This window comes from Rossellomorea sp. DUT-2, from assembly GCF_052665285.1.
The window spans coordinates 46969-73048 of the sequence record NZ_JBQPEO010000006.1 but is presented as its reverse complement, the minus strand read 5'-3'; the positions used below and the strand labels follow the sequence as shown (position 1 = coordinate 73048).

General features: G+C 43.4%; 23 protein-coding genes, 1 riboswitch and 1 other annotated feature. Of the genes, 7 read left to right on the top strand and 16 right to left on the bottom strand.

Annotation, left to right across the window (positions count from 1 at the left end):
- Positions 1-185: 185 nt before the first annotated feature.
- The gene (locus ACOSV2_RS19940) at positions 186-407 is read left to right on the top strand and encodes a DeoR family transcriptional regulator (RefSeq protein WP_428976590.1); all 222 of its coding nucleotides are present in this window, start codon (positions 186-188) and stop codon (positions 405-407) included.
- Between the two features lie 484 nt (positions 408-891).
- Here the strand turns inward: ACOSV2_RS19940 and ACOSV2_RS19935 are convergent, their stop codons facing one another.
- Positions 892-1611 (bottom strand): pseudouridine synthase, encoded by a 720-nt coding sequence (locus tag ACOSV2_RS19935; RefSeq protein ID WP_428976589.1) that lies wholly within the window; start codon positions 1609-1611, stop codon positions 892-894.
- Positions 1612-1754: 143 nt separating this feature from the next.
- On the opposite strand from ACOSV2_RS19935, the gene ACOSV2_RS19930 reads away from it, so the two are divergent.
- Positions 1755-1982 carry a hypothetical protein gene (locus ACOSV2_RS19930; protein WP_113969815.1) on the top strand — a complete coding sequence of 76 codons (228 nt, stop codon included), beginning with the start codon at positions 1755-1757 and terminating at the stop codon, positions 1980-1982.
- Positions 1983-2113: 131 nt separating this feature from the next.
- On the opposite strand, the gene ACOSV2_RS19925 is transcribed toward ACOSV2_RS19930, so the two are convergent.
- Positions 2114-3733: a putative polysaccharide biosynthesis protein gene (locus ACOSV2_RS19925; RefSeq protein WP_428976588.1), complete on the bottom strand. Its 1620-nt coding sequence runs from the start codon at positions 3731-3733 to the stop codon at positions 2114-2116.
- A gap of 202 nt (positions 3734-3935) precedes the next feature.
- On the opposite strand from ACOSV2_RS19925, the gene ACOSV2_RS19920 reads away from it, so the two are divergent.
- Complete coding sequence (locus ACOSV2_RS19920) at positions 3936-5198, top strand: BaiN/RdsA family NAD(P)/FAD-dependent oxidoreductase (RefSeq protein WP_428976587.1); 1263 nt, start codon at positions 3936-3938, stop codon at positions 5196-5198.
- 50 nt (positions 5199-5248) lie between these two features.
- On the opposite strand, the gene ACOSV2_RS19915 is transcribed toward ACOSV2_RS19920, so the two are convergent.
- From ACOSV2_RS19915 to ACOSV2_RS19890, 6 genes are all read right to left on the bottom strand, one after another.
- Positions 5249-5431 carry a sporulation protein Cse60 gene (locus ACOSV2_RS19915; RefSeq protein ID WP_428976586.1) on the bottom strand — a complete coding sequence of 61 codons (183 nt, stop codon included), beginning with the start codon at positions 5429-5431 and terminating at the stop codon, positions 5249-5251.
- 295 nt (positions 5432-5726) lie between these two features.
- Entirely contained in the window at positions 5727-6041 is a 315-nt protein-coding gene (locus tag ACOSV2_RS19910) for a rhodanese-like domain-containing protein (RefSeq protein WP_428976585.1), read from the bottom strand.
- 274 nt (positions 6042-6315) lie between these two features.
- Complete coding sequence (gene leuS / locus ACOSV2_RS19905) at positions 6316-8730, bottom strand: leucine--tRNA ligase (protein WP_428976584.1); 2415 nt, start codon at positions 8728-8730, stop codon at positions 6316-6318.
- An 85-nt stretch (positions 8731-8815) separates the two neighbouring features.
- Positions 8816-9037, bottom strand: a binding site (T-box leader).
- A gap of 469 nt (positions 9038-9506) precedes the next feature.
- The gene (locus ACOSV2_RS19900) at positions 9507-10283 is read right to left on the bottom strand and encodes a 3-hydroxybutyrate dehydrogenase (RefSeq protein WP_428976583.1); all 777 of its coding nucleotides are present in this window, start codon (positions 10281-10283) and stop codon (positions 9507-9509) included.
- A 15-nt stretch (positions 10284-10298) separates the two neighbouring features.
- Positions 10299-11621 (bottom strand): GntP family permease, encoded by a 1323-nt coding sequence (locus ACOSV2_RS19895; RefSeq protein WP_113969822.1) that lies wholly within the window; start codon positions 11619-11621, stop codon positions 10299-10301.
- Between the two features lie 297 nt (positions 11622-11918).
- Positions 11919-13280 (bottom strand): sigma-54 interaction domain-containing protein, encoded by a 1362-nt coding sequence (locus ACOSV2_RS19890; RefSeq protein WP_428976582.1) that lies wholly within the window; start codon positions 13278-13280, stop codon positions 11919-11921.
- A gap of 174 nt (positions 13281-13454) precedes the next feature.
- Here ACOSV2_RS19890 and ACOSV2_RS19885 point away from each other — a divergent pair, with 174 nt between their 5' ends.
- Positions 13455-13964 (top strand): cupin domain-containing protein, encoded by a 510-nt coding sequence (locus ACOSV2_RS19885; protein ID WP_428976581.1) that lies wholly within the window; start codon positions 13455-13457, stop codon positions 13962-13964.
- A 345-nt stretch (positions 13965-14309) separates the two neighbouring features.
- Here the strand turns inward: ACOSV2_RS19885 and ACOSV2_RS19880 are convergent, their stop codons facing one another.
- The 3 genes from ACOSV2_RS19880 to ACOSV2_RS19870 form a co-directional block, all read right to left on the bottom strand.
- Positions 14310-15497, bottom strand: a complete 1188-nt coding sequence (locus ACOSV2_RS19880; RefSeq protein WP_428976580.1) for an MDR family MFS transporter — start codon at positions 15495-15497, stop codon at positions 14310-14312.
- 155 nt (positions 15498-15652) lie between these two features.
- Positions 15653-15817, bottom strand: a complete 165-nt coding sequence (locus ACOSV2_RS19875; protein ID WP_428976579.1) for a glycogen biosynthesis protein GlgD — start codon at positions 15815-15817, stop codon at positions 15653-15655.
- Positions 15814-16107: a YtzC family protein gene (locus ACOSV2_RS19870; protein WP_113969827.1), complete on the bottom strand. Its 294-nt coding sequence runs from the start codon at positions 16105-16107 to the stop codon at positions 15814-15816. Before ACOSV2_RS19870 ends, ACOSV2_RS19875 begins: the two co-directional genes overlap by 4 nt.
- A 202-nt stretch (positions 16108-16309) precedes the next feature.
- Between ACOSV2_RS19870 and ACOSV2_RS19865 the strand changes: the two genes are divergently transcribed.
- Together ACOSV2_RS19865 and ACOSV2_RS19860 are read left to right on the top strand one after the other, a co-directional pair.
- Positions 16310-17275 carry a TIGR01212 family radical SAM protein gene (locus ACOSV2_RS19865; protein ID WP_428976578.1) on the top strand — a complete coding sequence of 322 codons (966 nt, stop codon included), beginning with the start codon at positions 16310-16312 and terminating at the stop codon, positions 17273-17275.
- Positions 17272-17844, top strand: a complete 573-nt coding sequence (locus ACOSV2_RS19860; RefSeq protein ID WP_428976577.1) for a tRNA (mnm(5)s(2)U34)-methyltransferase — start codon at positions 17272-17274, stop codon at positions 17842-17844. The genes ACOSV2_RS19865 and ACOSV2_RS19860 overlap by 4 nt, the downstream gene beginning before the upstream one ends.
- Positions 17845-17936: 92 nt before the next feature.
- Here ACOSV2_RS19860 and ACOSV2_RS19855 read toward each other — a convergent pair whose 3' ends face one another.
- The 4 genes from ACOSV2_RS19855 to ACOSV2_RS19840 all read right to left on the bottom strand — a co-directional run bounded on the left by ACOSV2_RS19855 (position 17937) and on the right by ACOSV2_RS19840 (position 23666).
- Complete coding sequence (locus tag ACOSV2_RS19855) at positions 17937-18941, bottom strand: LLM class flavin-dependent oxidoreductase (protein ID WP_428976576.1); 1005 nt, start codon at positions 18939-18941, stop codon at positions 17937-17939.
- A 102-nt stretch (positions 18942-19043) separates the two neighbouring features.
- Positions 19044-21431, bottom strand: a complete 2388-nt coding sequence (locus ACOSV2_RS19850) for an immune inhibitor A domain-containing protein (RefSeq protein WP_428976680.1) — start codon at positions 21429-21431, stop codon at positions 19044-19046.
- Positions 21432-21774: 343 nt separating this feature from the next.
- Positions 21775-22848: a tetraprenyl-beta-curcumene synthase family protein gene (locus tag ACOSV2_RS19845; protein WP_428976575.1), complete on the bottom strand. Its 1074-nt coding sequence runs from the start codon at positions 22846-22848 to the stop codon at positions 21775-21777.
- A 14-nt stretch (positions 22849-22862) separates the two neighbouring features.
- Positions 22863-23666 carry an alpha/beta fold hydrolase gene (locus ACOSV2_RS19840; RefSeq protein ID WP_113969832.1) on the bottom strand — a complete coding sequence of 268 codons (804 nt, stop codon included), beginning with the start codon at positions 23664-23666 and terminating at the stop codon, positions 22863-22865.
- 84 nt (positions 23667-23750) lie between these two features.
- Between ACOSV2_RS19840 and ACOSV2_RS19835 the strand changes: the two genes are divergently transcribed.
- Positions 23751-24266, top strand: coding sequence for a gamma carbonic anhydrase (locus tag ACOSV2_RS19835; protein WP_113969833.1), 516 nt, complete (start codon positions 23751-23753; stop codon positions 24264-24266).
- A 233-nt stretch (positions 24267-24499) separates the two neighbouring features.
- On the opposite strand, the gene metK is transcribed toward ACOSV2_RS19835, so the two are convergent.
- Positions 24500-25702, bottom strand: coding sequence for a methionine adenosyltransferase (gene metK / locus ACOSV2_RS19830; RefSeq protein ID WP_428976574.1), 1203 nt, complete (start codon positions 25700-25702; stop codon positions 24500-24502).
- Positions 25703-25913: 211 nt separating this feature from the next.
- Positions 25914-26058: riboswitch (SAM riboswitch) on the bottom strand.
- Positions 26059-26080: the final 22 nt, after the last annotated feature.

Below are 26080 nucleotides of genomic sequence, written 5' to 3'. Positions count from 1 at the left end.
ATTTGGACAATATTTTTGAAATTTTGTCGGATTAGGAGTACAATGTAATTGTCTGACATCTTATGAGTAAACTTTATATGTAGAAAAGGGGTTGTCTAAAGCGCATAGTACATATGGTAGCACGTGAGGTGCACAAACGACACATGTAGTCTTTGCCTTTGGAAAAATGATGAGGGAGTGGTTCTTTGAAACCTTCAACCAATCGTATGCTAACTAGAATCAAAGCTGTGTACATGTACATTAATCAGAAAGGTACTGTAACAACTCAAGATCTTGTAGACGAATTTGGCATTACTCCTCGCACCATACAAAGAGATCTCAACGTGTTAGCGTATAATGACTTGGTACAAAGCCCAAGTCGGGGTCAATGGACAACTACAAAGAAGAAAGTAAAGATGACTTCTTAATCGAAAAGCGGAAGGGCTTTGCCCAGAGGCGACAAGCATAAGACGAACCTGCCAAAAAGGCGGGTTTTTGCCTTTTTGGCAGGTTTGGCTTATGACCTCGAGCCTCTAAGCCCTGGAGCTGGACACATACAAAAGCGGAGGCGGCTCGTTCAGGCCCGACAAGCATAAGACGAGAACGCCGGAAAGGCGCCCTTTGCCTTTTTGGTGTTCTTGACTTATGACCTCGAGGGACTAGCCGCCGGAGCTGGACACATAGAAAAGCGGAGGCGGCTCGTTAAGAGGCGACAAGCATAAGCTAAACCTTCCGGAAAGGCGCTTTTTGCCTTTTTGGTAGGTTTAGCTTATGACCTCGAGCCTCTAGCCGCCGGAGCTGGACACATACAAAAGCGGAAGGGCTTTGCCCAGAGGCGACAATAGCAAACTAAAATGACTTTCAATCAACGAAATGGGGCAGCACCTTTATGAAGGGTGCTGCCCCATTTCTTTATTCAGGTTTGTATTCTTTTAGTAACGTAACTTCCTCTTCAGTCAGCTCACGGTACTCACCAAGCTCCAGATCTTTATCAAGCTCAAGGGGACCCATCGTTAAACGCTTTAGATACATGACGCGCTTCCCTACGCTTTCGAACATTCTTTTCACCTGATGAAATTTGCCTTCTGTAATCGTCAATTCAATATCAGAGGTCAATCCTGATTTTAAAATCGTCAATTCCCCCGGCTTTGTTTCGTAGCCATCTTCCAACGTGACCCCTTTTTTGAAAGCTTCCACGTCCTCTTCCGTCACTTCCCCGTCAATCACGGCAAAATACGTTTTCGGCACATGCCGCTTCGGAGAAAGGAGCTGGTGGGATAATTGACCGTCATTAGTAATGAGGAGGAATCCCTCTGTATCTTTATCGAGCCTTCCAACCGGAAATGGATTGAATATTTGATCTTCCAATTGAAGTAAATCAATGACGGTTTCATCCTGTCCATCTTCTGTGGCGGAGATGACTCCAGGTGGCTTATTCATAAGAAGGTAGATGAATTCACGATACTCAACCTGCTCACCGTACAACATCACTGTATCTTTTTCCGTATTGATATGTACTTTCCCATCTTTAATGACCTCTCCATTGACTTGAAGACCGCCATCCTTTAATAATTTCTTTACTTCTTTCCGGCTGCCGTAACCCATATTGGCAAGCATTTTATCTATTCTCACATTAATCACGCTCCGTATATATATATTATGTTGAATTATCAGTGATTCGAACCGTCCATAGGCACCTACCCATTCATGTTTCTATTCTTAGCATAGGCTACTAAAGGTAAGCAACTTTGATAAAAGTAAATGAGGTGAAGCGTATGTATCCTTATCGACAACAAGGTTCAGGTGGATTATTAATCCCTATTCCACTCCCTGGAGGCGGTGGACAGGGATATCCAGGTTTTCCTGGTCAAGGGTATGGTGGCGGCATCAATGACCGGTTAGACCGACTCGAGAGACAATATGAGCGTCTGGACCGTAAAGTCGACCGCTTGGAACGAAAAGTAGAGCGACTTGAAAGACAGCTTGGGTATTATAATAATTAGCGTTTCCATTTCACATTTATTGGTTAACGGTGAATAAACCCATTAAATAAGAACGAGGCTCACTTTCCATTACGGACCTGCGCCATTCAATAAAAAAAGGGATGATCGGCATTGTATCATCCCTTTTCCTTTTACCCTATGCGAAGTTTACTGCGAATTCTCGTGATTTTATCCCCGAATAATCGATCTGCCAATTTACTTCTTAAGCTTAAGTAGAAGTAAACGAGTGCTCCCACCCCGCCACAGATCGCAACGAGAAGAATCGATTGGAATCCGGACTCAGGATTGAGGAATTGAACCAGTATACCATATAGCACCAATACCACTACTGCCATGACGGCATTCAGTGCTCCAATGAACATGGTTCTTCTCATAATCAGCCTGAATTGATATCTCGCGTATTTCTTGATGATATATAAATTGATTAGAATTGCTACCGAATACCCAATTACAGTGGCGATGACTGCACCTTGAGTTTCAAACAAGCGAATCAACGGTATGTTCAGGACAAGCTTGAGAAGCAAACCGACAAGCAAGCTGAAGATTGTAAATTTCTGTTCGTCAATCCCTTGAAGGATCGCTGCCGTAACAGCAAATAAAGCAAACAGAATCGCAACAGGTGCATATGCTCGTAAAATAGACGTTCCTAATTCATCACTGTGATAGAACATTGTATACGTTGGTTCAGCTAAAAGCGCAATCCCTAAAGCGGCCGGTACTGTTAAAAACAATAGAATTTGAAACGTTTGGTCGATGTTTCTACGCATCGTTTTCCGGTCGCCACTTGTGTAAGACGTCGTAATCAACGGAATCAGTGTCATAGAAAAGGCGGTTGCCAGTGACACTGGAATAATCACGAGCTTATGAGTATAGAAGTTCAATACGGCAAATGCCTGATCGGAAACACTCGCATTTCCAATCGCAGACATCGCAGTGTTAAAGGTAATCTGATCAACCAGTTGAAATAATGGATTGGCAAGCCCTACAAAAATAAACGGAATCGAATAGGCGATGATTTCTTTGTACATCGATCGTAATGAAATCTCTTCCTGACCGCGATCTTCCTTTAATAGCTCGTCTAAATGAGGCTTTCGTTTAAACCAATACCAAATCAATGCCCCGAGACTTGCCAGCCCCCCGATAAATGCAGCAAACGTCGCTACAGCAATGGCGGTTGTCACTGATCCGTCCAAGATGTTTAATACAACATAAATCCCGCCCAGTAAGAAAACAATCCGGACAATCTGTTCGATCACCTGGGAAACCGCAGTCGGCCCCATGGATTGATGACCCTGGAAAAAACCCCTGATCAAGCTCATAAACGGAATGATGATCAGTGCAAAACTTACTGCCCGAATGACGGTTGTCACCTGTGCAACCGAAATGACCTGCTCATCACTTTTGATCGTCATTTCAGCAAAAATTGGTGCAAATGCATACATAATGAGGAACGAAACAATCCCCGTCAGCGTCATCAACACCAATCCTGACTTAAATAGCCTTCGTCCTACAGCATATTCCCCTATGGCATTATATTTTGAAACGAATTTCGAAACGGCCAGGGGCACACCGGCAGTCGCTACAGTCAGAAAGATTGTATAGGGTACATACCCGTATTGATAAAGGGAAGCCCCCTCTTCATGACCTTTTAACAAATCATCAAACGGTATAACATAAAAAAGACCCAGAAACTTCGAAATAAAGGTCCCTAACGTTAAAATAAACGTCCCTCTTATTAATTTAGATGACATAGTATCCCTCTCTATATATCTTGTTGCTCATTAAACAAACAAAATAAAATCCTACTTGAATATTTACACACTATCAGTAGTTTACTACTGTACGAATCGAATGACAATTTTTTTCGAATGTTGTATTTAAAACCCATCCCATTTAAAATAAGGAGAAACTTCTTTTGAAAACGAAAGAGCAAAACTAAAAGTTGGTGGAAAAATGGTAAAAAAATACGATGTGATTGTCATAGGTGGAGGACCATCCGGATTGATGGCCAGTATCGCAGCCGGTGAAAACGGGGCGAACGTCCTTCTTGTGGATAAAGGAACGAAGCTTGGTAGAAAGCTTGCGATTTCCGGAGGCGGCCGCTGCAACGTGACCAATCGACTTCCCATAGAAGAAATCATTAAGCATATTCCAGGAAATGGACGTTTTTTATATAGTGCCTTTTCCGAATTCAGTAATGAAGATATCATCGCTTTTTTTGAAAAGCTGGGAATACAATTAAAAGAGGAAGATCACGGCAGGATGTTTCCCGTATCGAACCGGGCCATGGATGTTGTGGAAGCCTTATTGAAGCGCATGAAGGAGTTAAAGGTGGATACCCGGACGAGCACAAGCGTGGAGGAAGTTCTGTACGAAAATGGCGAGACGGTCGGTATCCTCTTGAAAGACGGGGGAACCATTGCCACAAAGGCTGTCGTCATCGCGGTTGGAGGCAAGTCCGTCCCTCATACCGGATCGACCGGGGATGGATATCCTTGGGCCACAAAAGCGGGGCATACGATTACCGACTTGTTCCCGACGGAGGTTCCCCTTACATCGGACGAGCCTTTTGTTAAAAAGAAAGAGCTTCAAGGACTTTCATTGCGCAGCGTTGATTTAAGCGTATTGAATCCTAAGGGAAAGAAAATCATCACGCATAAAATGGATATGATCTTTACCCATTTAGGAATTTCCGGACCGGCTGTTCTGCGTTGCAGTCAATATGTAGTAAAGGCCATGAAGAAATGGAACCTGACCCATGTTGCGATGCAAATCGATTCCATGCCTGATCAAAATGAAGAACAGCTATTCCAGACTCTTCATAAGCAAGTAAAGGAAGATGGAAAAAAAGCCGCGAAAAATATATTCAAAGGATTGGTTCCAGAGAGGTACCTGTTATTTTTACTCGACCGTGCAGAAATCGATCACGATGAAAAAGGAGACCATATCTCCTCAGAGAAGATCCGCCAGTTTACCAAGTTGTTAAAACAATTCACCTTCAATGTGAACGGAACCTTATCCATTGATAAGGCGTTTGTAACGGGCGGCGGAGTCTCCATTAAAGAAATCGAACCGAAAACGATGGCTTCAAAGAAGATGAACGGCCTCTTCTTCTGCGGGGAAGTACTGGACATCCACGGATATACTGGTGGGTACAATATTACCTCTGCCCTTGTTACCGGAAGACTGGCAGGCTTTAATGCAGCAAAGATATGATACAAAAAGAAAGGTTGATCCCATCTGCATCCGCAGTACGATCAACCTTTTTATTTTCTGTAAACTACCATGGCCGAGAAACAATAAATTTGATCTTCTACTTCCTCCGCCAATGCTGCTACATGATATTTAATATCCACGATTTTTTTATCATCCAGTTTACTGAGAAACTGATTCATATCTTTCTCTAAATCTTTCTCATGCTCATAATCGAAGACTTTCACCTGAATCATAGAGCTCCCTCCCCATTGTTGATTGATATTAGTATCGTCAGAATATTTAGTTTTCAAACAATTGGTGGGGAGTTTTTTATTTGGGATTGAGTTGTGATGGGAGGGGGAATTCGGGATTTCGCCGTTATATTTTGAATATCGCCGTTATATCCTGGATTTCTCCGTTAAACGAAAATTTCGCTGTTAAATCAATTTACTTGAGTAATTTCACCCTGCCAGCCACACTCAAATACATTAAGAAAAGAAAAAAGCACTCCCTTTATTAAAAAAGGATGTGCTTCCCTCAGAAAAACCATTATTTCTTCTCTGCTGTCTCCCCAGCCCAGTTCATCATGCCGCCTTCCATGTTCACCACTTTGTAGCCTTGTTCCTGCATGTAATGAGCGACATTTCCGCTGCGGTTTCCGGAGCGGCAGATAAAGATGTACTCCTTGTCTTTATCAAATTGATCCAGTGATTCAGGAATTTCACCCATTTTAATATGCTTCGCCCCAGGAATCACTCCCTCTGCCACTTCTTCATCTTCACGTACATCCACTAAAAGCAATTCTTCACCATTTTTCAACTTATGCTCCAACTCATCCGTCGTAATCGTTTTAATTGTATCCATTCTCAACTTCCTTTCATCATTCATTATTCATAATTCATTCATCACAATTATACCAAAGCCCGTCTCCCAAACAAAAAAATCAGATTGAAAAAGAGGGACGGACCTCGATAGAACTCTGATTTAAAGCGATTTGCGATCAAAATCCAGCCCATATAGAGGTCCGTCCCCCTAAATAGAAAAGAGGGACGGACCTTGCTGAAATACAGAATCCCCAATTGCTAGCATTTGCTAACAATCGGATTCATTTCAAGGTCCGTCCCTCATAAATAAAATATTAGTTAGCTACGATGTTCACTAGTTTGCCAGGTACGGCGATGACTTTGCGGATGGTTTTTCCTTCGATTTGTATTTTGATTTCATCGTTTTCCATGGCGGTTTTTTCTAGATCTTCTTTGTTCATGTCGCGAGGGATCATGACTTTGGCTTTCACTTTTCCGTTCACTTGAAGGACGATTTCGACTTCGTTGTCGACAAGCTTCGATTCATCGAATGTCGGCCATGCTTCGTAGGAAAGCGTTCCTTCGTGACCAAGCTTGCTCCAAAGTTCTTCTGTCATATGCGGAGCGATCGGTGCCAGCATCTTAATGAAACCTTCCACATAGTTCTTAGGAAGTGTGTCAGCTTTGTACGCATCATTGATGAATACCATCAGCTGAGAAATTCCTGTGTTGAAACGAAGCCCCTCGTAGTCTTCCGTCACTTTCTTAACGGTCTGATTATACGTTTTGTCCAGGTCACTGTTCGGTGCATCTGTCACCTTAGAGGATAGTGAACCATCCTCTTCGACAAGCAGGCGCCATACACGGTCAAGGAAACGACGGGCTCCGTCCAGGCCGTTTGTGCTCCATGCAATTGAAGCTTCCAGTGGACCCATGAACATTTCATATAGACGAAGAGTATCTGCTCCGTGAGATTCTACCACCTCATCCGGATTGACAACATTCCCTTTTGATTTACTCATTTTTTCATTGTTTTCCCCGAGGATCATTCCTTGGTTGAACAGCTTCTGGAATGGCTCTTTCGTTGGAACTACGCCGATATCATATAGGAACTTATGCCAGAAACGGGCATACAGCAAGTGAAGGACCGCATGCTCGGCTCCTCCGATATACGTATCCACCGGCAGCCAATTTTCCATTTTCTTCGCATCAGCAAGAGCTTCTTCGTTATGTGGATCGATATAACGAATGTAGTACCAGCAGCTTCCTGCCCATTGTGGCATTGTGTTTGTTTCACGGCGGCCTTTTTTACCTGTTTCAGGGTCTTCGACATTCACCCATTCACTGATGTTCGCAAGTGGAGATTCACCTGTACCCGACGGTTTGATCTCAGTTGTCTTCGGAAGTACAAGAGGAAGCTCGTTTTCCGGAACGGTCGTTGTTGTACCGTCTTCCCAATGGATGACTGGAATCGGCTCGCCCCAGTAACGCTGACGGCTGAATAACCAGTCACGCAGACGGTACGTTACTTTCTTCGTTCCGATATTCTTCTCTTCCAACCATGAAATGGCTTTCGAAATCGCTTCTTCCTTCTGCAGTCCATCAAGAAAACCGGAATTCACATGCTCCCCGTCACCTGTATATGCTTCTTTCTCAACGTTGCCTCCAGCGACCACTTCCACGATTGGAAGATCGAATTCTTTGGCAAACTCATAATCTCTCTCGTCATGAGCAGGAACAGCCATGATGGCACCAGAACCGTAGCTCATTAGAACGTAATCGGCAATCCAGATCGGCATTTTGCTTCCGTTAGCGGGATTGATCGCATAGGCGCCTGTGAATACACCCGTTTTTTCTTTTGCAAGATCTGTACGTTCAAGATCACTTTTTGACTTGATCTTGTCGATATACTCATTCACTTTCGAGCGTTGTTCCTCAGTTGTGATTTTCTCGACGAACGGATGCTCAGGAGCAAGAACTGCATACGTTGCACCTAAGATCGTATCAGGACGAGTCGTGAAGACATCGAATGATTTGTCATGACCATCGATCACAAATTTCACTTCTGCTCCTTCAGAGCGTCCGATCCAGTTGCGCTGCATGTCTTTAATGCTTTCAGGCCAGTCTACATCTTCAAGGTCCTCAACAAGACGGTCGGCATAAGCGGTGATCTTCAGCATCCACTGCTTCATCGGACGGCGTTCTACTGGATGCCCTCCACGTTCACTCTTCCCATCGATGACTTCTTCATTGGCAAGGACCGTCCCCAGTGCCGGACACCAATTTACGGCAACCTCATCCACATAAGCCAAGCCTTTTTCATAAAGTTTGGTGAAGATCCATTGTGTCCATTTGTAGTAGCCTGGATCTGTTGTATTGACTTCGCGGTCCCAATCATAAGAAAACCCCAGTGATTTAATTTGACGGCGGAAGGTATTAATGTTCATCTCTGTGAATTCTGCCGGGTCATTCCCTGTATCAAGGGCATATTGCTCAGCCGGTAAACCGAATGCATCCCACCCCATCGGATGAAGGACATTGTACCCTTGCATGCGCTTCATGCGGGAAAGGATGTCCGTTGCCGTAAACCCTTCCGGATGTCCTACGTGAAGGCCAGCGCCTGATGGATATGGGAACATATCCAGTGCGTAAAAATTGGATTTCCCTTCGTCTTCCGTCACCTTGAACGTTTTATTTTCTTCCCAATACTGCTGCCATTTTGTCTCAACACTTCTATGATCAAAACTCATATTGAGATCCTCCTTTAATTTTCATTCGAAAGGCAGGTGCCTTTCTTTTTTTAAAAAAATAAAAAAACTCTCATCCCAAATAAATATTTGGGACGAGAGTTTGTAATAACATTCTCCCGCGGTACCACCCACATTAGTGTACACGCACTCAGCTTCATTCATCCTTAACGCGGAAAACGGCAAGTCTTACTGATGTTCACACTTGCAACTCAGCAGGCGAGTTCATGATGCTTCTGGTTGACTTTCACCACCCGTCAACTCTCTACGACAGAAATCCATCATTACTACTCCTGATCAACGTTTCGATATAGGTAAACAATATATGTATTCACTATTTTAGTGAAAAATATACAGAAGCGCAAGCCTATTGTTGGTTTGCGGGTAAGAATTTTGTCATTTGTTTGTGAGTATGGGTGGGAGTTTTGTCCTTTTGATGAAAGTTCGGCCGTACTCGTCTTCTATCAGGCTGTTATTGAGAAGAATTCAGCTTTATTGGTGGAAATGGGGCCGGTCACGAAGTCGAGTCCGGCCGTTCAGTGCAAAATGGGACCGGTATCCAGACGAATCCAGCCGTTTCCGCCGAAAATCCGGCCGATATCGAGAATAATCCGGCGGTTTTGACGAAGTATACAGCCGAAACTGAAGATAATCCGGCCGTTTTCATCATAAATCCAGCCGATTTACGTTTTTTCACAAATCAACACACTTCACTTTTCTCTCGACTCCACATCAATAAAAAAAACGACCTCCTAAAAGGTCGTTTCTCCTCCATCAGGCTACTGAACCGTATACCCGCCGTCCAGCACGACTGCCTGCCCGGTAATTCCCTTGGCTGCGTCGCTGCACAGGAACATGGTATAGTCTGCAATTTCTTTGACATCCAGTAATCTTCTCTGCGGTACGAGAGGATAGATGACTTCTTCTATCACTCTCTCAAACGGGATATTGCGCGTTTTGGCAAGGTCCCCCAGCTGATTGCGAACCAGGGGGGTGTCCACGTAGCCCGGACAAACCGCATTCACGGTAATTCCATGCTGTGCCGCTTCCAATGCCGCTACCTTTGTGAGGCCGATGACTCCGTGTTTGGCAGAATTATAGGCGGCTTTGCCGGAAAAACCGACTAAGCCATTAATGGAGGCCATGTTGATGATCCGTCCTGCCCCCTGCTCCTTCATGTAAGGCAGGGCATGTTTGATCGCGATAAATGGAGCGGTCAACATGACTTTTATGAGAAGTTCAAATTTCTCTGTCGGGAACTCTTCAATATGGGACACATGCTGAAGTCCTGCATTATTGATCAATACATCCAGCTTCCCGTAGTGATCCACCGTTTTAGCGATTGCCTCTTTTATTTCCGATTCCGATGTCACGTCACAGCGCAATCCAAGAACTTCATGCCCTTCTGCCTTAAGGGCCTCTGAGGTTTTTTGAACGGCGTCTTCCTGCAGATCCGTCAGGACGACTTTCGCTCCATTAGCAGCGAATTCTCTTCCGATTTCGTATCCGATTCCTTGCGCTGCCCCTGTTATGAATACAACTTTGTTTTCAACCATGATGATACTCCTTTCTTAGATCCCTACGCCAAATGAGAATAAAAGAATCGCTAATGCTAAACCGATAAGTGGGACAATGACGGTTACTGCACCTACCGCGCCATACGCTTCTCCATGTGATTCATTACAGATCGAGCGGATCGTCGTCACGACATATCCATTGTGCGGCAATGAGTCCAGTGCTCCTGAAGATATCGCGACTACCCGGTGAAGGGCTTCAGGATTCACACCCATATCAACATAGTGAGGAGCGAGGATCGGCAATGCGATCGCTTGACCACCGGAAGCTGAACCGGTCATCCCTGCTATCACACTGACGGCGATGGCTCCACCGATCAATGGGGATCCAGGAATATTCGTCATGACATCAACGGCTGTACTGAAGGCTGGAACGGCTTTGGCCACTCCTCCGAATCCAACGACTGCAGCTGTGTTACCGATAGCGATCAATGCTCCAACCGTACCTTCGGAAACAGCTCCCCAGAAGCCTTTGAAATATTTGCGATTCAACACATAAGCTGAAATGACACCACCTAATAAGGCAATGATAAGAGCGGATTGTTTTAAAGAATCGTGGAAAGTGAAAGCCAGGATAAGGACGACTAATAATGGCACCAATCCCATGAACGGATTAGGTAAAGGTCTTCCTTCATCAATGACCGGATCTTCTTCACGTGAATGAAACTTCTCTCCTTTATTGACTGCTTTAGTGATCATACGTTTTAACCACCAGTAGCCAAACACCGCCATAAACACGGCAACGATCAAGCTGACTTCCCAGCCTGCATATGGTGTCGTCCCCAGATATTCAATCGGGATCCAGTTTTGGATCTCAGGTGAACCTGCAGAAGTCATCGTGAACGTGACCGATCCGAATGCTAATGCCGCAGGAATGAAACGGCGCGGCAGATCCGCTTGTTTAAATAAACTAACGGCCATAGGATAAACAGAGAATGCAACTACAAAGAGACTGACTCCCCCGTATGTTAAGACCGCACAGGCAAGCACAATGGCGAACACGGCATACTTCATCCCCAGTTTTTCTACTACAAACCGTGAGACACTATCAGCTGCTCCGCTGTCTTCCATCACTTTTCCAAAAACGGCACCTAATAAGAACATCAGATACCAGGCAGCGACGAAGCTTGTAAAACCTGACATATAGTTTGAAACGAGATTCGCTTCCCCTTCACCAGCTAACTGAGGAAAGAGCGGCATCCCACTCAAAACTGCGACGAATAAAGCCGATATGGGACCAACAATCAATATGTTCATGCCCCTCATCGTTAAAAAGATTAATAAAATGAGTCCTCCAATAAGACCGATCATGCTTAACATGATATTTCCCCCTTTGTTCTCTAAAGATGATCAAATTAAAATGAAATCGTTTACATTTTTATCTTCTCTTTTTCTCTCCTTTCCATAAAATACTTTCAAAAAGAATACATGCAACAATTGTGCCAACTTTCAGATTACTACTCATCCACTCATTTCCTCACCCCCACATTATAAAAATTCCAGGATTCTGGACAGATTCAGCATTTCAGTCACGAAATGTACATATTTACACAAAAAACAAAACAGTCCGGAAACATGGACTATTTTCCATATTTCCGGACTGACGGCACAATCATATTATAGGAGCTGATATTTATTTAACTTCTCATACATACTTGATTTACTTATTCCCAGTGTCTCTGCAACCTTTCGTTTATCGTGCTGATGAGTTTGCAGACTTTGAGTCAACACGGATTTTTCCGTTTCTTCGAGGATTTCTTTTAATGTCTTAGTGCCGACATCATATAAGTTTCCGACCTTCATATAAGAAGGCAGTGACTGAAGAGAGATCCAGCTTTCATTAGACAAATAGGTGGAGGCGTTAATGACATTTTCTAATTCACGCAGATTCCCGGGCCAGCTATAGGAACGAAAGATCTGGATCACTTCGTTTTCAAATCCTTGAATCCGTTTCCCCGATGATTTTGTGGATTTCCCCAAGAAAAAGGCAGCCAAATTCTCGATATCTTCCTTCCTCTCACGGAGAGGGGGAATTTGAAAGGGGACTACATTAATACGATAGTACAGGTCGCTTCGAAATCGTTTTTCTTCCATCATTTTTTCAAGGGGTCGGTTCGTTGCGGCGATGATGCGGACATCCACATGCTGAATCCTTGTTGAACCGACGGCTTCGACCTCCCCTTCCTGTAAAGCCCTGAGAAGCTTCGCCTGCATGTTGAGAGGCATGTCCCCGATTTCATCAAGGAATAGTGTTCCCTTATGAGCCAGCTGAAACTTCCCTTTTTTACCACCCTTTTTCGCTCCTGTAAAAGCTCCTTCTTCGTAACCGAATAGCTCTGATTCCAGTAGCTGCTCCGGGATCGCCGCGCAGTTCACTTTAATAAAAGGTTGTCCGCTTCTTTCGCTCAGCTGGTGAATACTATGGGCGAACAGTTCTTTACCCGTTCCGCTCTCCCCTCTGATCAGGATCGAAATGTCACTGGGGGCAATCATTTGAGCTTTGTCCTTCAATTCATTCATCCCGGGTGATTCACCGATAATATCATTCAGCGTGTATTTCACGCCTGTATTGATATCCTGGATGTAACTTTGAATTTTTGACATCATGTTCTTTACGTGAGAACTCATTTGCATCCATTCACTCGTGTCCCGGAAGATCACTGAACCAAATGCTCCTATTACTTTGCCATCAACCCGAATCGGAATCCGATTGGCGATCATATAGTTCCCTTTTATATATTGAAGGTCTGCCACTTCCTCTTTGCCACTATTCGCAACAATATGCATACGTGTGTTTTCGATGACATTAGTCACATGTGAGCCAATCGCTTTATCTCGTTCTACTTCAAGAAAGTGACAGTAATTGTCATTTATATAGATAATCGTGCCTTCGTTATCAACGACGACCAACCATTCGAATGCGTTCTCAAGAATGATTTCAATCATTTCGACGGATACCTTTTTTAATAAGCTGCTCATTTCCGTTGCCTCCTCTGTTTTTGAAAGAGAACGTATACATCTATAGTAGCACATACAATCACCTTCGTTGCGGAAATGAAAACGGTTTGCCAATCTTTCAATTACTAGTGGAGAATCGGTTTAATTTATACGGAATTAGGGAAACTTCTTAACAATGAATGGAGGAATGAAAGGATGAAAATCGCAGAACTGAAGATATTTTATTTCGAAGACGATGGAATCATCCCGAACAACCCGGACCTGCCCGTAATCATTTACCGGAATGCACTTGATCATCCTCATGACGCCGAAAAGCTCTTTAACAGAAATCAGTGGCTCAATAGTTGGACAAATGGCATATATGATTACCACCATTACCATAGTAATGCACATGAAGCATTAGGGGTCATGGAAGGTGAGGCAACGGTTCAATTAGGTGGCGAAATGGGCGAGGAAGTGACGGTCCATAAAGGTGATGTGATCATCCTTCCAGCCGGGACCGGACATAAGAAATTATCCTCAAGTCCCGACTTTAAAGTCGCAGGTGCTTATCCGAACGGGGACGATTATAATTTGAAAAAAGGTTCATTGCGTGAACGGCCAAGTGTTCTAATTGAAATTAAGAACGTTCCGCGTCCATCATTGGACCCTGTGTTTGGAAATACGGGTCCACTCATAAAATATTGGCTCAAGAAAAAGGTTTAACCTAACGTTCTGCATCCAATCGTTACGTTTTTATTCGATTTTTTTCCCATTCCTATTTTTCTATAGTAATGCTTCTTAGAAACGACTATAAATATTTCTAAAACTTCCTTTAATCTAACTGATTAGATTATTTTTTGTAAAATAGTCTTGTTTTCTTATAAGTCCTATGCTATTCTATTATAGCGATGAGCTGAATTGTGTAAGTCGGGGATCACGTCCTTGTGACAACAAACGATGTGGCGTTTGCTGATCTCTCGCCTCAATTTTTTGCAAGTGGGCTTCCGTAGGAAACGGGAGCCCTTTTTATATGGAGAAACCCCCAATGAATTCTCATTGGGGGTTTCTTTATTGTTGAACCGATACGGAGACTGGGCTTTTCTTTTTCAACGGTCGGTCATATTGACTCGTAATGACTAATGAAACCATGAAGAAAGCGATCAACGTCATAAACAACACCTGCATGCTGAATACGTCCACTAATACTCCTCCGATAAACGGTCCAATCATTCTCCCTCCTGTTGCTGTACTATTGACGATTCCCTGATAGAATCCTTCTCTCCCTTTTGGAGCCAGTGAGTTAGCAATGGTAGGAACAGCCGGCCATATGAGCATCTCACCAATCGTCAGAATGATCATGGCAATGGCAAACCATTGAAATTGATCGGCAATCGAAGCCACTGCGAACGAAACCATGAAAATAATCGTCCCAATCATAATTTGAAGCTTTAAATTATGTTCAAACCGCTTGATGGCTTTCGATAAAAGTGGCTGTGCAAGCACAATCAATGCTCCATTGATCGTCCACAATAAGCTATATTGTTTCAAGGAAATATTGATTTCCTGGGTGTACGTTGCAATAGTGGATTGCCATTGTACATAGCCCATCCAACATAATAAATAGGCCACACAAATGAAGAGCAGTGCCTTCAGTTTCGATTTATCCCTTATCACCTTAGACTCATTCAACACGGATGTTTGATGACCGTTAACGGAAATGTTTCGATAACCCAATAAGGCAATGAAGAAAAAGACGATATACATACTAAGATTCGCTAAGAATATATAGTTAAAGGAAAACGAGGCGACGAATCCTCCTAATGCGGCTCCAACGGCAACTCCAATATTTTGCGCCACATAGACGGAATTGAATGCTTTCCGTCCACCTTCAGGCCATACCGAACCTGCCATGGCATACATGGAAGGAAATACAATCCCTGAGCCAAATCCAACAATGGTCAAAAAGACCACATAGTGAGGCCAGCCATGCCAAATATTCATCCCGATGAGTGCAGTCAAGGTAATGGAAATCCCTACTAATATCGAGCGGTATCCACCAAACTTATCAAAGAGTGTTCCCCCGATCAGATTACCGATGACGCTCGCTCCAGCGTTCATCATCAGCACAATTCCCGCTACAGACAGTGACTTCCCTAAATTCTCATGAAGATAAATGGTATTAAGAGGCCATAAAAAAGAGGCACCTGTCACATTCACCATCATTCCAATGACAAGCAACCATAATGATTTGGGCATGTTTCTGCCCCCTTTCCATCATTTTATTTCGAGTCCCAAAAGGATTTTACTCTTTTTTGTGAAAGGGGGCAAGAATTTTTTCTCAAAATAGATGTCCTTTTTCATAACTTAAAAAACCAGGTGCACGTATTTAAAGAGCACCTGGTTTCTGTCCATTATTTTCCGTTATGATGATCGGACTTAACAGGCTGTCCTTGTTTTTCGTAACGCTTTTTCGCAGCTTTGACAGGATTGTTTTCAGCCCCGAATTCTGTATCTAAATTACGGAATTCACTGCGGGTCTTTTGTTCAGGGTTTTTTTTATCGGAACGAGTGGTCAATGTAATTTACCTCCTACTACATTTGGATCATGATCTAACAAAATCATCTCATTTTGTAAGGCCTGAAGCTGAAGTCTCATGCGATGCAATTGCTCACGCTGTTGAGAGTTGGCGCTGTTGGCCAAATGAGCCACATCATTCACCGCTTCTTCAAGCTGCTGCATGGCTTGAGTGTATTCCACATCGTGGTAATGCTCTTGCTGTGTCCCGGATTTATATTGTTCTTGAGCGTAACGAATGGCATCTTCACACTTTTGAATGCATTCATCAACCGAATTTCTTGTTGCCATTTCGACTACCTCCTTGACGTATAGAATAAAGAAGAGGAAGGTCCCATCCTTACTCTCCTCCATCTTAGTTTGAACCTGATTGCCCGTTTCAGAAGTGGTAATCTTCACCTATTTCTCTATGCAGGATACATTTGACCCCGTGTTCATGGTAAAATCTCTTTGAGCCATACATACTTTTTTTTTACACATTGAAACGTAGGAGGTGTTTGTCATCGAGACAAACCCATTTCCATATGCCACAGATTTAAAACGATATCATACGTGGAACTACCATTTACGAAATCACTTTGGACATAAAGTCTTTAAGGTTGCTTTGGATGGCGGCTTCGATTGCCCGAACCGGGATGGCACGGTCGCCCATGGCGGCTGTACTTTTTGCAGTGTTGCCGGCTCTGGAGACTTTGCCGGGAGCAGGATAGACTCCTTAGAAAAGCAATTCAATGATATTAAAGGAAGAATGCACAAGAAGTGGAAAGACGGTAAGTATATGGCGTATTTCCAAGCCTTCACCAACACTCACGCACCTGTTGATGTGCTAAAAGAGAAATACGAATCCGTTCTCGGGCAAGAGGGTGTTGTAGGTATTTCCATCGCTACCCGTCCGGACTGCCTTCCTGACGATGTAGTCGAATATTTAGCTGAATTGAACGAAAGAACCTATTTATGGGTAGAACTGGGTCTGCAAACCGTTCACGAAAAGACCGCCTCGTTGATCAATCGGGCCCACGATTATCAGTGCTATGTCGATGGAGTCAATAAATTAAGAAAACACGGTATACGGGTCTGTTCCCATATTATTAACGGACTTCCTCAAGAAGATGAAGAAATGATGATGGAAACGGCACGTGAAGTGGCCAAGCTTGACGTCCAGGGAATTAAAATCCACCTCTTGCATTTACTGAAAGGAACTCCCATGGTCAAGCAATACGAAAAAGGACTGCTCGACTTCATGGATTTCGATCATTACGTAAAATTGGTTTGCGATCAGCTGGAAGTCATTCCACCGGAAATGATCGTTCACCGCATTACGGGGGACGGACCTATCGACCTGATGATCGGACCGATGTGGAGCGTGAATAAATGGAGTGTATTGAACGCCATTGATGATGAACTTAAACGCCGGGACAGCTGGCAGGGAAAATACTATAAAGTGGATGTGAAAACATGAAATTAGATCGTATCTTACCTTTTGCAAGAGAGCTTCTGGAACGGGCTGTCAAACCAGGAGACATTACAATAGACGCAACACTCGGGAATGGGCATGACACTTTATTCCTGGCTCGGTTAGTCGGAGAAAATGGCCGGGTATACGGTTTTGATATCCAAGAGGATGCCATAGAAAACACGAAAGAACAGCTCATCACCCATGACCTTGCTCACCGGGTGACACTCTTTCAACAAGGTCACGAGACAGTGATGAATGTCATTCCTCCCGTCCATCACGGGAAAGTGACAGGCGCAATCTTTAACCTTGGGTACTTACCCGGTGGCGACAAAGAAATTGTCACCCGCCCAAAAACAACGATACTCGCCTTGAATCAAATCCTGGAAATGATGGCACCTGAAGGGATCCTTGTCCTTGTCATTTATCATGGTCACCCGGAAGGAGCGGTAGAACGGGACTATATCCTTCGCTACGTGGAAAAACTGGACCAAAACTACGTCCACGTCCTTCGCTATCAATTCATGAACCAGCTGAATAACCCTCCATTTATTGTGGCATTGGAGAAACGATAAAAAGAAAAGCGTAAGGGCTTTGACTAGAGGCGACAAGCATAAGCTGGACAATAAAAATAGGGACGGACCTTTTCGAGGTCCGTCCCTATTTTCTATAATAATTCCTTAGCAATTAATTCAAATGATTTAAGTTTATCTTGAAAGTCATGGGTGATGCTGACGAGCATGATTTCATCTGTTTCGTACTGTTCACTGAGTGAAAGTAGTTGTTCTTTCACTTTTTTAGGATTTCCCACTACCATGCGTTTGCGATTTTCCCTCACTCTCATTTCTTCAAATGGGGTGTACTGATAAGCTGCCGCTTTTTCAGGGCTTGGTGTCCCGTTTGAACGCATGCCTTGTTCAATCATTAAGATCGCTAAGTCTATGCTGGATGCGACTCTTCCTGCTTCTTCATCCGTTTCGGCACAGATGGCAAACACGGCTACGATGTTCTTTGGCTCCTTCAGGTATTCGGAAGGAACAAAGTTATTTCTGTAAGCCTGCGTATATTGAGGGCCGCCTTCCCCGTTAATAAACTGGGCAAAGGTATACGGTAATCCTTTTTGTGCCGCCAGCATCGCACTGGATGGACTTGAACCGAGCATCCAAACTTCCGGCATCGTTTCAATTATCGGTGCTGCGGTTAAGCCCTGGTAGGGATGGGTATCCGGTAATGAATCGGTTAAGTACCCCAGCAGATCATCGATTTGTTCAGGATATCGATTGACGTCCCTCGGCTTCCCGTCGTGCAGGGCCATCGTTGCCATCGGCATTCCGCCAGGTGCCCTCCCGAGGCCTAAGTCAATACGATTCGGGTTCAGCCCTTCAAGCAACCGAAAGTTTTCCGCTACTTTATAAGAAGAGTAATGAGGAAGCATAACCCCTCCGGAACCTACACGGATTCTTGACGTATTCTGTGCCAGATGGGCGATCAACACCTCCGGGGAGGAACCTGCCAATCCCGTTGAATCATGATGCTCGGATACCCAGAAACGTTCAAATCCCAACTTCTCGACATGTTGTGCTAATTGTACTGTATGATGTAAAGCCTCTTGTGGGCTCATTCCTTCTGAAATGGGTGATTGATCTAAAACACTAAGCTTCAAAATGGACATCTCCTTTAATTGATGTGAGTATTATTATCAATTCAGTAGTAAAAAATGTCCACTAACATGCTTAAAGGGTGACTGCCGAGATGGCAGTCACCCTTAACTTACTTATTTTTTGTAGATTAACACTTTACCGACTGTACCGTCAGCACTTTCTCCTGTTACACGGAAATTCAATCCGTAATTCGGTACGTTACGTCCCGCGTCTACCATACCTTTGTTGCTGTAATCTGCACTGTCGTCAAATAATGGGTTACGTTTAGTGTGGTTGTCTTTCATCGTGATACCAGTAATATCAGAGTAATCCAAGAACATTTTCTCAGATTTATTTAAGCTGAATGCAGCATCGTGAACCTGGTAACGAGTCGATCCAACTGTGCCGTCGCTCCAATAATTTGTCTTTTGGTCTGCATCGACAACACCGACGAATCCATCTCCAGGGTGAATTCCTGTCCAGTTTTCGCTGAATTGTTTGTCAACGTACCATACTACCAAACCACCATCATATTTCATTAAGCTTGCACCACGGCGGATGTTGGCAAGACCTTTATCTACACCGTTGTGGCTGCGCCATTCCAGTAGGTAGTAGTGGTCTGAGCGCTTGATACCGTCGTTTTTCGTGAAGCCGTCTAAAACGAATTTTTCATCGCCTTCAGCGTCATCAAACAATACTTCTTGTCCATCGACCACTACAGATAAATCATCTGCATATAAACCAGGATTTGAAACTGCTCCGTCTGTTACGTACTCAATGGCTACCTCAACTTCTTCTCCTGCATAATCAGACAAATCGAAAGAAGCATCTATCCAACCGTCAGAAGAGCCTGTGATACCATTTCCTTCATTAACATCATATGGATCCTCATTTGTAGTAATATCACTAGCAATAGGCTCGCCATTTACTGTTACATATGCATAATCCCAATCTTTCTCGATGTCATACCAGGCTTTGAAATTGAACTCAGCAGATGTAGCATTCGTTAAATCCACAGTAGTAGTTAAATAATTGTGTAAGTCATCTGCACTTCCTGAGAAATACTCATATTCACCGCTTGCCGGCTCATTGATGACTGTTTCTTTTTTAGGAAGATTGACTTTGACTACGTCGTTATTTGTTCCTTTTGTGTTTGCTTCGTCGAGTAATAGTTCTGTTCCTGCTTTAGTAATGTCTTCTAAGTTGGTTTCTTCTCCATTTAACCAGTTCCCTTGAGTACCTTCACTATCCACTACAGCAGAAGACTGAAGCATTTCTTTCATATAAGGACTGAACCCTGTAGGCTGAGTTCCCGGAATATCCCCGGCCCAGCTTCCGCTTGCCATGATGGACCAATAGCTTACCGGCTCACCTGTTCCTGTGTACTGAGTATCGTACTCATCTGGAAGACCTAAATCATGTCCAAATTCGTGGGCCATAACCCCGACAGCACCGTCTTCAGGTTCGATAGTGTAGTCGTAGGCATACATTGTTCCTTCTCCCCAATAATCCACTTCAGGTGCCGGAGAACCTTCGATTGGGAAAATACCACCTAAATTCCAACGATGAGACCAGATTGCGTCTGACCCTAATGACCCCCCGCCTGCTTCTTCACCCACACCAGAGTGAATAACCATTAAGTGATCAACAAGTCCGTCTGGCTCAAGATAATCCCCATCCCCATCGAGATCATAACGATCCCATTTGTCATAGTCAGCAAGGTTTACATTCGGATCTGCAGCTGCTGCCTCTAAAGCTTCTTTTACAAGACCTCTTGCATTCACGTCACTACCATCGGGTTGTGGGTCATTACCACCATATGCTGCTGCCGGCTTACTTGCTGTATACCAACCGGCAACTTCACCTTCTACAGAATAGCTTCCACCCGATTGTTGTTCATAATATTGCTTCATGGAAACATAGTTTTTACCGTCTGGGCCTGTCCAACCACCTTCACCAAACAGCATGTCTTGATAATGTGCTCTAGAATAAGCATCCTCATCATCATAATACATATCAGTTTCATCCGGAGTTAATGTATTATGAGGCTTGTCAGGATAATCCACTAAAAGAACTAACACGTCATCCGTTCTTTTCACGCCATCATACGCTTCTTCCTCCACAGAAGCCGGTGCATTCTTCTTAGCTTGTCCAAGCTTATTTCCCTTACCTGAAGTCAAGCTGTTATTCTTCATTTCTTTTTGAAGCTTAGACTTCGCTTCTGCTTCTTCACCGTGTAGTTCGCCTTCTTCCGCTTGTTTTTCAGCAGAATCCGCTTTCGCTTTCAGGAACTTTTGCAATGCTTTCTCCGCTTCGGCAGGTGTCGCATTTTGCTTAATTTTGCCTTCTTCCTTCAGCATTTCAATCAGGCGTTCATCATTCGCAATGCCTAAATCAAAAGGCCCTCCATGTTTATGATCATGTTTCACCGTCGGCTTCGCTAACACATTTTCAGGCACTGTGGTTGCAGCTGATGCAGGTACGGCAAATGCCCCTACACTTAATGCCGCGACCATGGCCATCGATAATACTTTACGAGATTTCAAACACGTTTCCCCCTCTTGTTATGCACTAAATTTTTACACTAATTAAAATATACTCCATTATTCTGAAAAGTAAATATTTTCAGAATACATTAGTTACTTAGTATTACGAAATAATATATATTTAGGTAAATAGTATTGTATTCTGCAATATTTTTAATGAGTAAATTGTCATAAATTGAAAGATGTCAACGAATATTATTTGTATAAATATGGTATTTAAGGTCGAATTTAGTATACTACCTACCGACTATAGTTTGATAAAACAGACAAAAAAAGGGACGGACCTTCGAAACTTGTTTCGAAGGTCCGTCCCTCTTTTTCAGGATGTTTTTTTCCGATTTCTCCATTTTCGGTAGATTTTTCCGTTTATGTAGAAGAATCTGGTGATCCAGCCGGCTTGTGCGATGAATTGTTTGGAGAAGGATTGTACTTTTTCTTGTTTGTTTGCCTTGTCGTCTGACAGGTAGACGCCTATGAGTCCTTTGTTGATCAGGCGGTGAAAATGGGCATGGGGCAGTTCATGGGTGTGTTCGTCTGCCTTCTGAAGGAAATGAAGAAGACGCTCTTTTAAATGCTCATCATCTTCATAATAAAAGCAGAAGTTCAAGTCTCCCCCCTCATGATCCTCATCCTGATCGATGAAGTAATCAAGAAGAATGTGTAATCCTTGAATGTATGGAAAATATCCTTGTTTGATTTTTTCTGTATAAGATGGCTGAAAATCACTTCGGCATGCGTATGACACTAAACAGAAGATGCCAAGTGTCGATCCGGAGCAGGCGGAAAACTCGTACCAATTCATTTCCGGAAGGTTCGCACGGTGAGTTTCAAACCAATTCTGCAGCCTTCCTACCCTTTCCTCTTTTCTTACATGTTTATGTATCTGCAAGTCGCAGTAGTATTCACAAAGCTGTATAAGATCCTTTTGGATGCTATTATAGTGGGTCAATGATTCAAGTACGGACTGACAGGTAAGCACTAAATCCCTCAGATATCCCCCGTCATCCTGATCGGCCCTTAAAGCATAGTAATTGGCAGGCTCAGCACCCACCGTCAAGGCATCTTTCATGGATTGATGAAGAAGGGCAAAATCGTCGGGATCCAGGGAAACGCTTCGATCACACAGATTATCCAAATAATCACTTATGGTTTGATAGGCGACGATAAATCGAATCGTGTCTTCTTTTTTGTCCAGTGCCAGCAGGGAAAGGATCGATCCACCTTCACAATGAAATGTTTTATGTTCGATACTGGCAAGGGCCTGACTTCTTAGTTCCTGATTGGGGATCGCTTCTGCCCGTCTCTTCCACTCATCTAGTTCTTTATTAACAATCGGAAAAACATTTCGGTATACTCTTGTCATTAACGAAAAGGGATCACTTGGGATCGACACCTTTACCACCTCTTTTACAAAATGTATCCTAGCGCTTTCAAACGACTTTCAATGAAAATCTTCGAGTATTCAAAGATATCTTCTCTTTCTGGTTCATTATAGATTTCATGATAGCATTTCGGCCATTCTTTGTAATGCATTTCAGATAAAGACAGTTCGTTGAACCATTTTTTCACTGCTTTTTTATCGACGATTTTGTCGTCACCAGCCTGCAGAACGAGCAGAGGAACGTCAGGCATTTTTTCCAGGTTTATAAAAGCCAGTTTGATCGCATGGGCGAGCTCCCTGTACCAGCGGACAGACACCTTGGTGATATAGAGTGAATCGTTGCTGTCAATTTCACGTACATCTGCATTTCTTGTTGCCATATCAATCGTTAATCCTGATGGAAATTTCACCATGGGAGCGATCTTATTCAAACCGTGGGACAAGAGCTCGATCGGTTTTGAAGGGGTCGTGACCAAGCCTAAACATGGTGAGGACAATATCACACCTGCCAGGTTCACATGGGATTCCTGAAGCATACGCACCGCAACGAGCCCACCCATACTATGACCAATCACAAATACAGGCAATTCAAATTGATACGCCGCCTGTACCCAATCTTTCACTTCCACTATATATTCATCAAACGAATCAATATGTCCTCTTTGACTTCTTGAAGTCATACCCTGACCCGGTAAATCCCCCATGATGACATGGAAGCCTGCTGCACGCCACATTTCAATGAGCCAACCGTACCGGCCATGATGCTCCATTGCTCCATGAATGATAACGATGACTGCCTTTGCTTCTTGATCTGTTTCCCATTTCCACATGGCAATTCCTCCTTAATAGTTCTCTATGTGAATGAATTCTGCTACCATTATTATAGTAAATATTATTGAAAGGGGTAGTAAAAAATGCTCTATCCATATTATGATAAAAAACCAATCATCGCTCATTCGGCATACATTGCCGATCATGTGACCATCTCCGGGGACGTGGAGGTCGGTGAAGAGTCCAGCATCTGGTTTAACACCGTCATCAGAGGGGATGTCGCTCCAACGAAAATCGGTAATAAAGTAAATATACAGGATAATTCCATTCTTCATCAGAGTCCAAATAACCCTCTTATTCTTGAAGATGAAGTAACCGTAGGCCATGGAGTGATTCTACATAGCTGCAAAATCCGAAAAAAAGCTTTAATCGGCATGGGATCGATCATTCTCGATAATGCTGAAATTGGTGAAGGGGCATTTATTGGGGCAGGAAGCCTTGTTCCACAAGGGAAGGTCATTCCTCCCAACACACTGGCATTCGGCCGGCCGGCAAAAGTAGTGAGAGAGTTAAACGAACATGATATTAGCGAAATGAAGCGCATCTCCAGAGAATACGCAGAAAAAGGACAATATTATAAAAGCATCAAACCATTTTAATATCCTATACTTGGGATACCCCAACCAGCCTTTGCTTACTCATGGAATTTTTTCATGTGTGGCTGGTAAAAAAATGATGAACTTGATGGTTGTCTGCCATTTCAAGATTTATCTGCAAAAAATCAATTTTATCTGCCGATAGACACAGAACATCTCATTTCACTACAATCCGCCACAACTAAAAAGACCAACACTATAAAAAAAGTGTTGGTCTCTTCTATCTCTCTATTTCCTTATTCGCTTAACGCTTCCGCTTTTAATGCTTCCGCTTTGTTTGTACGCTCCCAAGGAAGATCAATATCGTTACGGCCAAAGTGTCCGTAAGCAGCCGTCTGCTTGTAGATCGGACGACGAAGGTCCAGCATTTTGATGATTCCTGCAGGACGCAGATCAAAGTTATTGCGAACAACGTCAATGAGTACGTCTTCTGATACTTTACCTGTTCCAAAAGTATCAATTGAGATGGATACCGGTTGAGCGACACCGATTGCATACGCTAATTGAACTTCACATTTGTCAGCAAGTCCTGCTGCCACAATGTTCTTCGCTACATAACGTGCTGCATAGGCTGCAGAACGGTCCACTTTTGTTGCATCCTTACCAGAGAATGCACCGCCGCCGTGACGAGCGTATCCGCCGTATGTGTCAACGATGATTTTACGTCCTGTTAATCCTGCATCACCTTGTGGTCCGCCGATAACGAAACGACCAGTCGGGTTGATAAAGTATTTTGTTTGCTCATCGATCAGTTCTTTCGGTACAACAGGATCGATGACATATTCTTTTAAGTTACGTTGGATTTGCTCAAGTGACACTTCAGGGTGATGCTGAGTTGAGATAACGATCGTGTCAATGCGAACCGGCTTATCGTTTTCATCATATTCAACGGTTACTTGAGTTTTTCCATCCGGACGTAAGTAAGGAAGGATTTCTTCTTTACGAACTTCAGTCAGACGACGGGAAATTTTGTGAGCAAGGGAAATCGGAAGAGGCATAAGCTCTTTCGTTTCATTACAAGCGAATCCAAACATTAACCCCTGGTCACCTGCACCAATTGCATCGATTTCTTCATCCGTCATTTTACCTTCACGGGCTTCAAGTGCCTGATCAACACCTTGAGCGATATCAGCAGATTGTTCATCGATGGATGTTAATACAGCACATGTTTCAGCATCAAAGCCATATTTCGCACGAGTGTAGCCAATTTCACGGATCGTTTCACGAACGATTTTTGGAATATCGACATACGTATTGGTTGTAATTTCACCTGCAACAAGAACAAGACCCGTCGTAACAGACGTTTCACATGCTACACGAGCATTCGGATCATTTGTAAGAATTGCATCAAGAATTGAATCAGAGATTTGGTCACAAATTTTATCTGGATGTCCTTCCGTTACGGACTCAGATGTAAACAGACGACGTTTAGTTGACATCAAGGTTCCTCCTTAAGCATAATTGTTAGACTTTAATCTAACAAAACATTAAACAGATACGGTACTCATTTCCCTAAGTAGTATGAAGTAAACATGAAGTTTTTATAAGAAAATCATGAATTATGTGCATTTGATCCACTATAAACAGAAAAAACCCTTCCTCGAAAAAAGCATTAGAGGAAAGGTTTCAGATCATAGCCGCGCCTTTTCTCTCTTATCGTTCAAGGTTCTTAGACCTTGCCTCAGTTTAGCACCTTCGCTTAATCGGATCGTTTCAAAAGAATAAGATCCATTCACTATATAGCAGGTTGCTGGGTTTCATAGGGTCTGCTCCCTCCACCAGCTCAGGATAAGAGTATCCGTTCAAGGAACTATGAT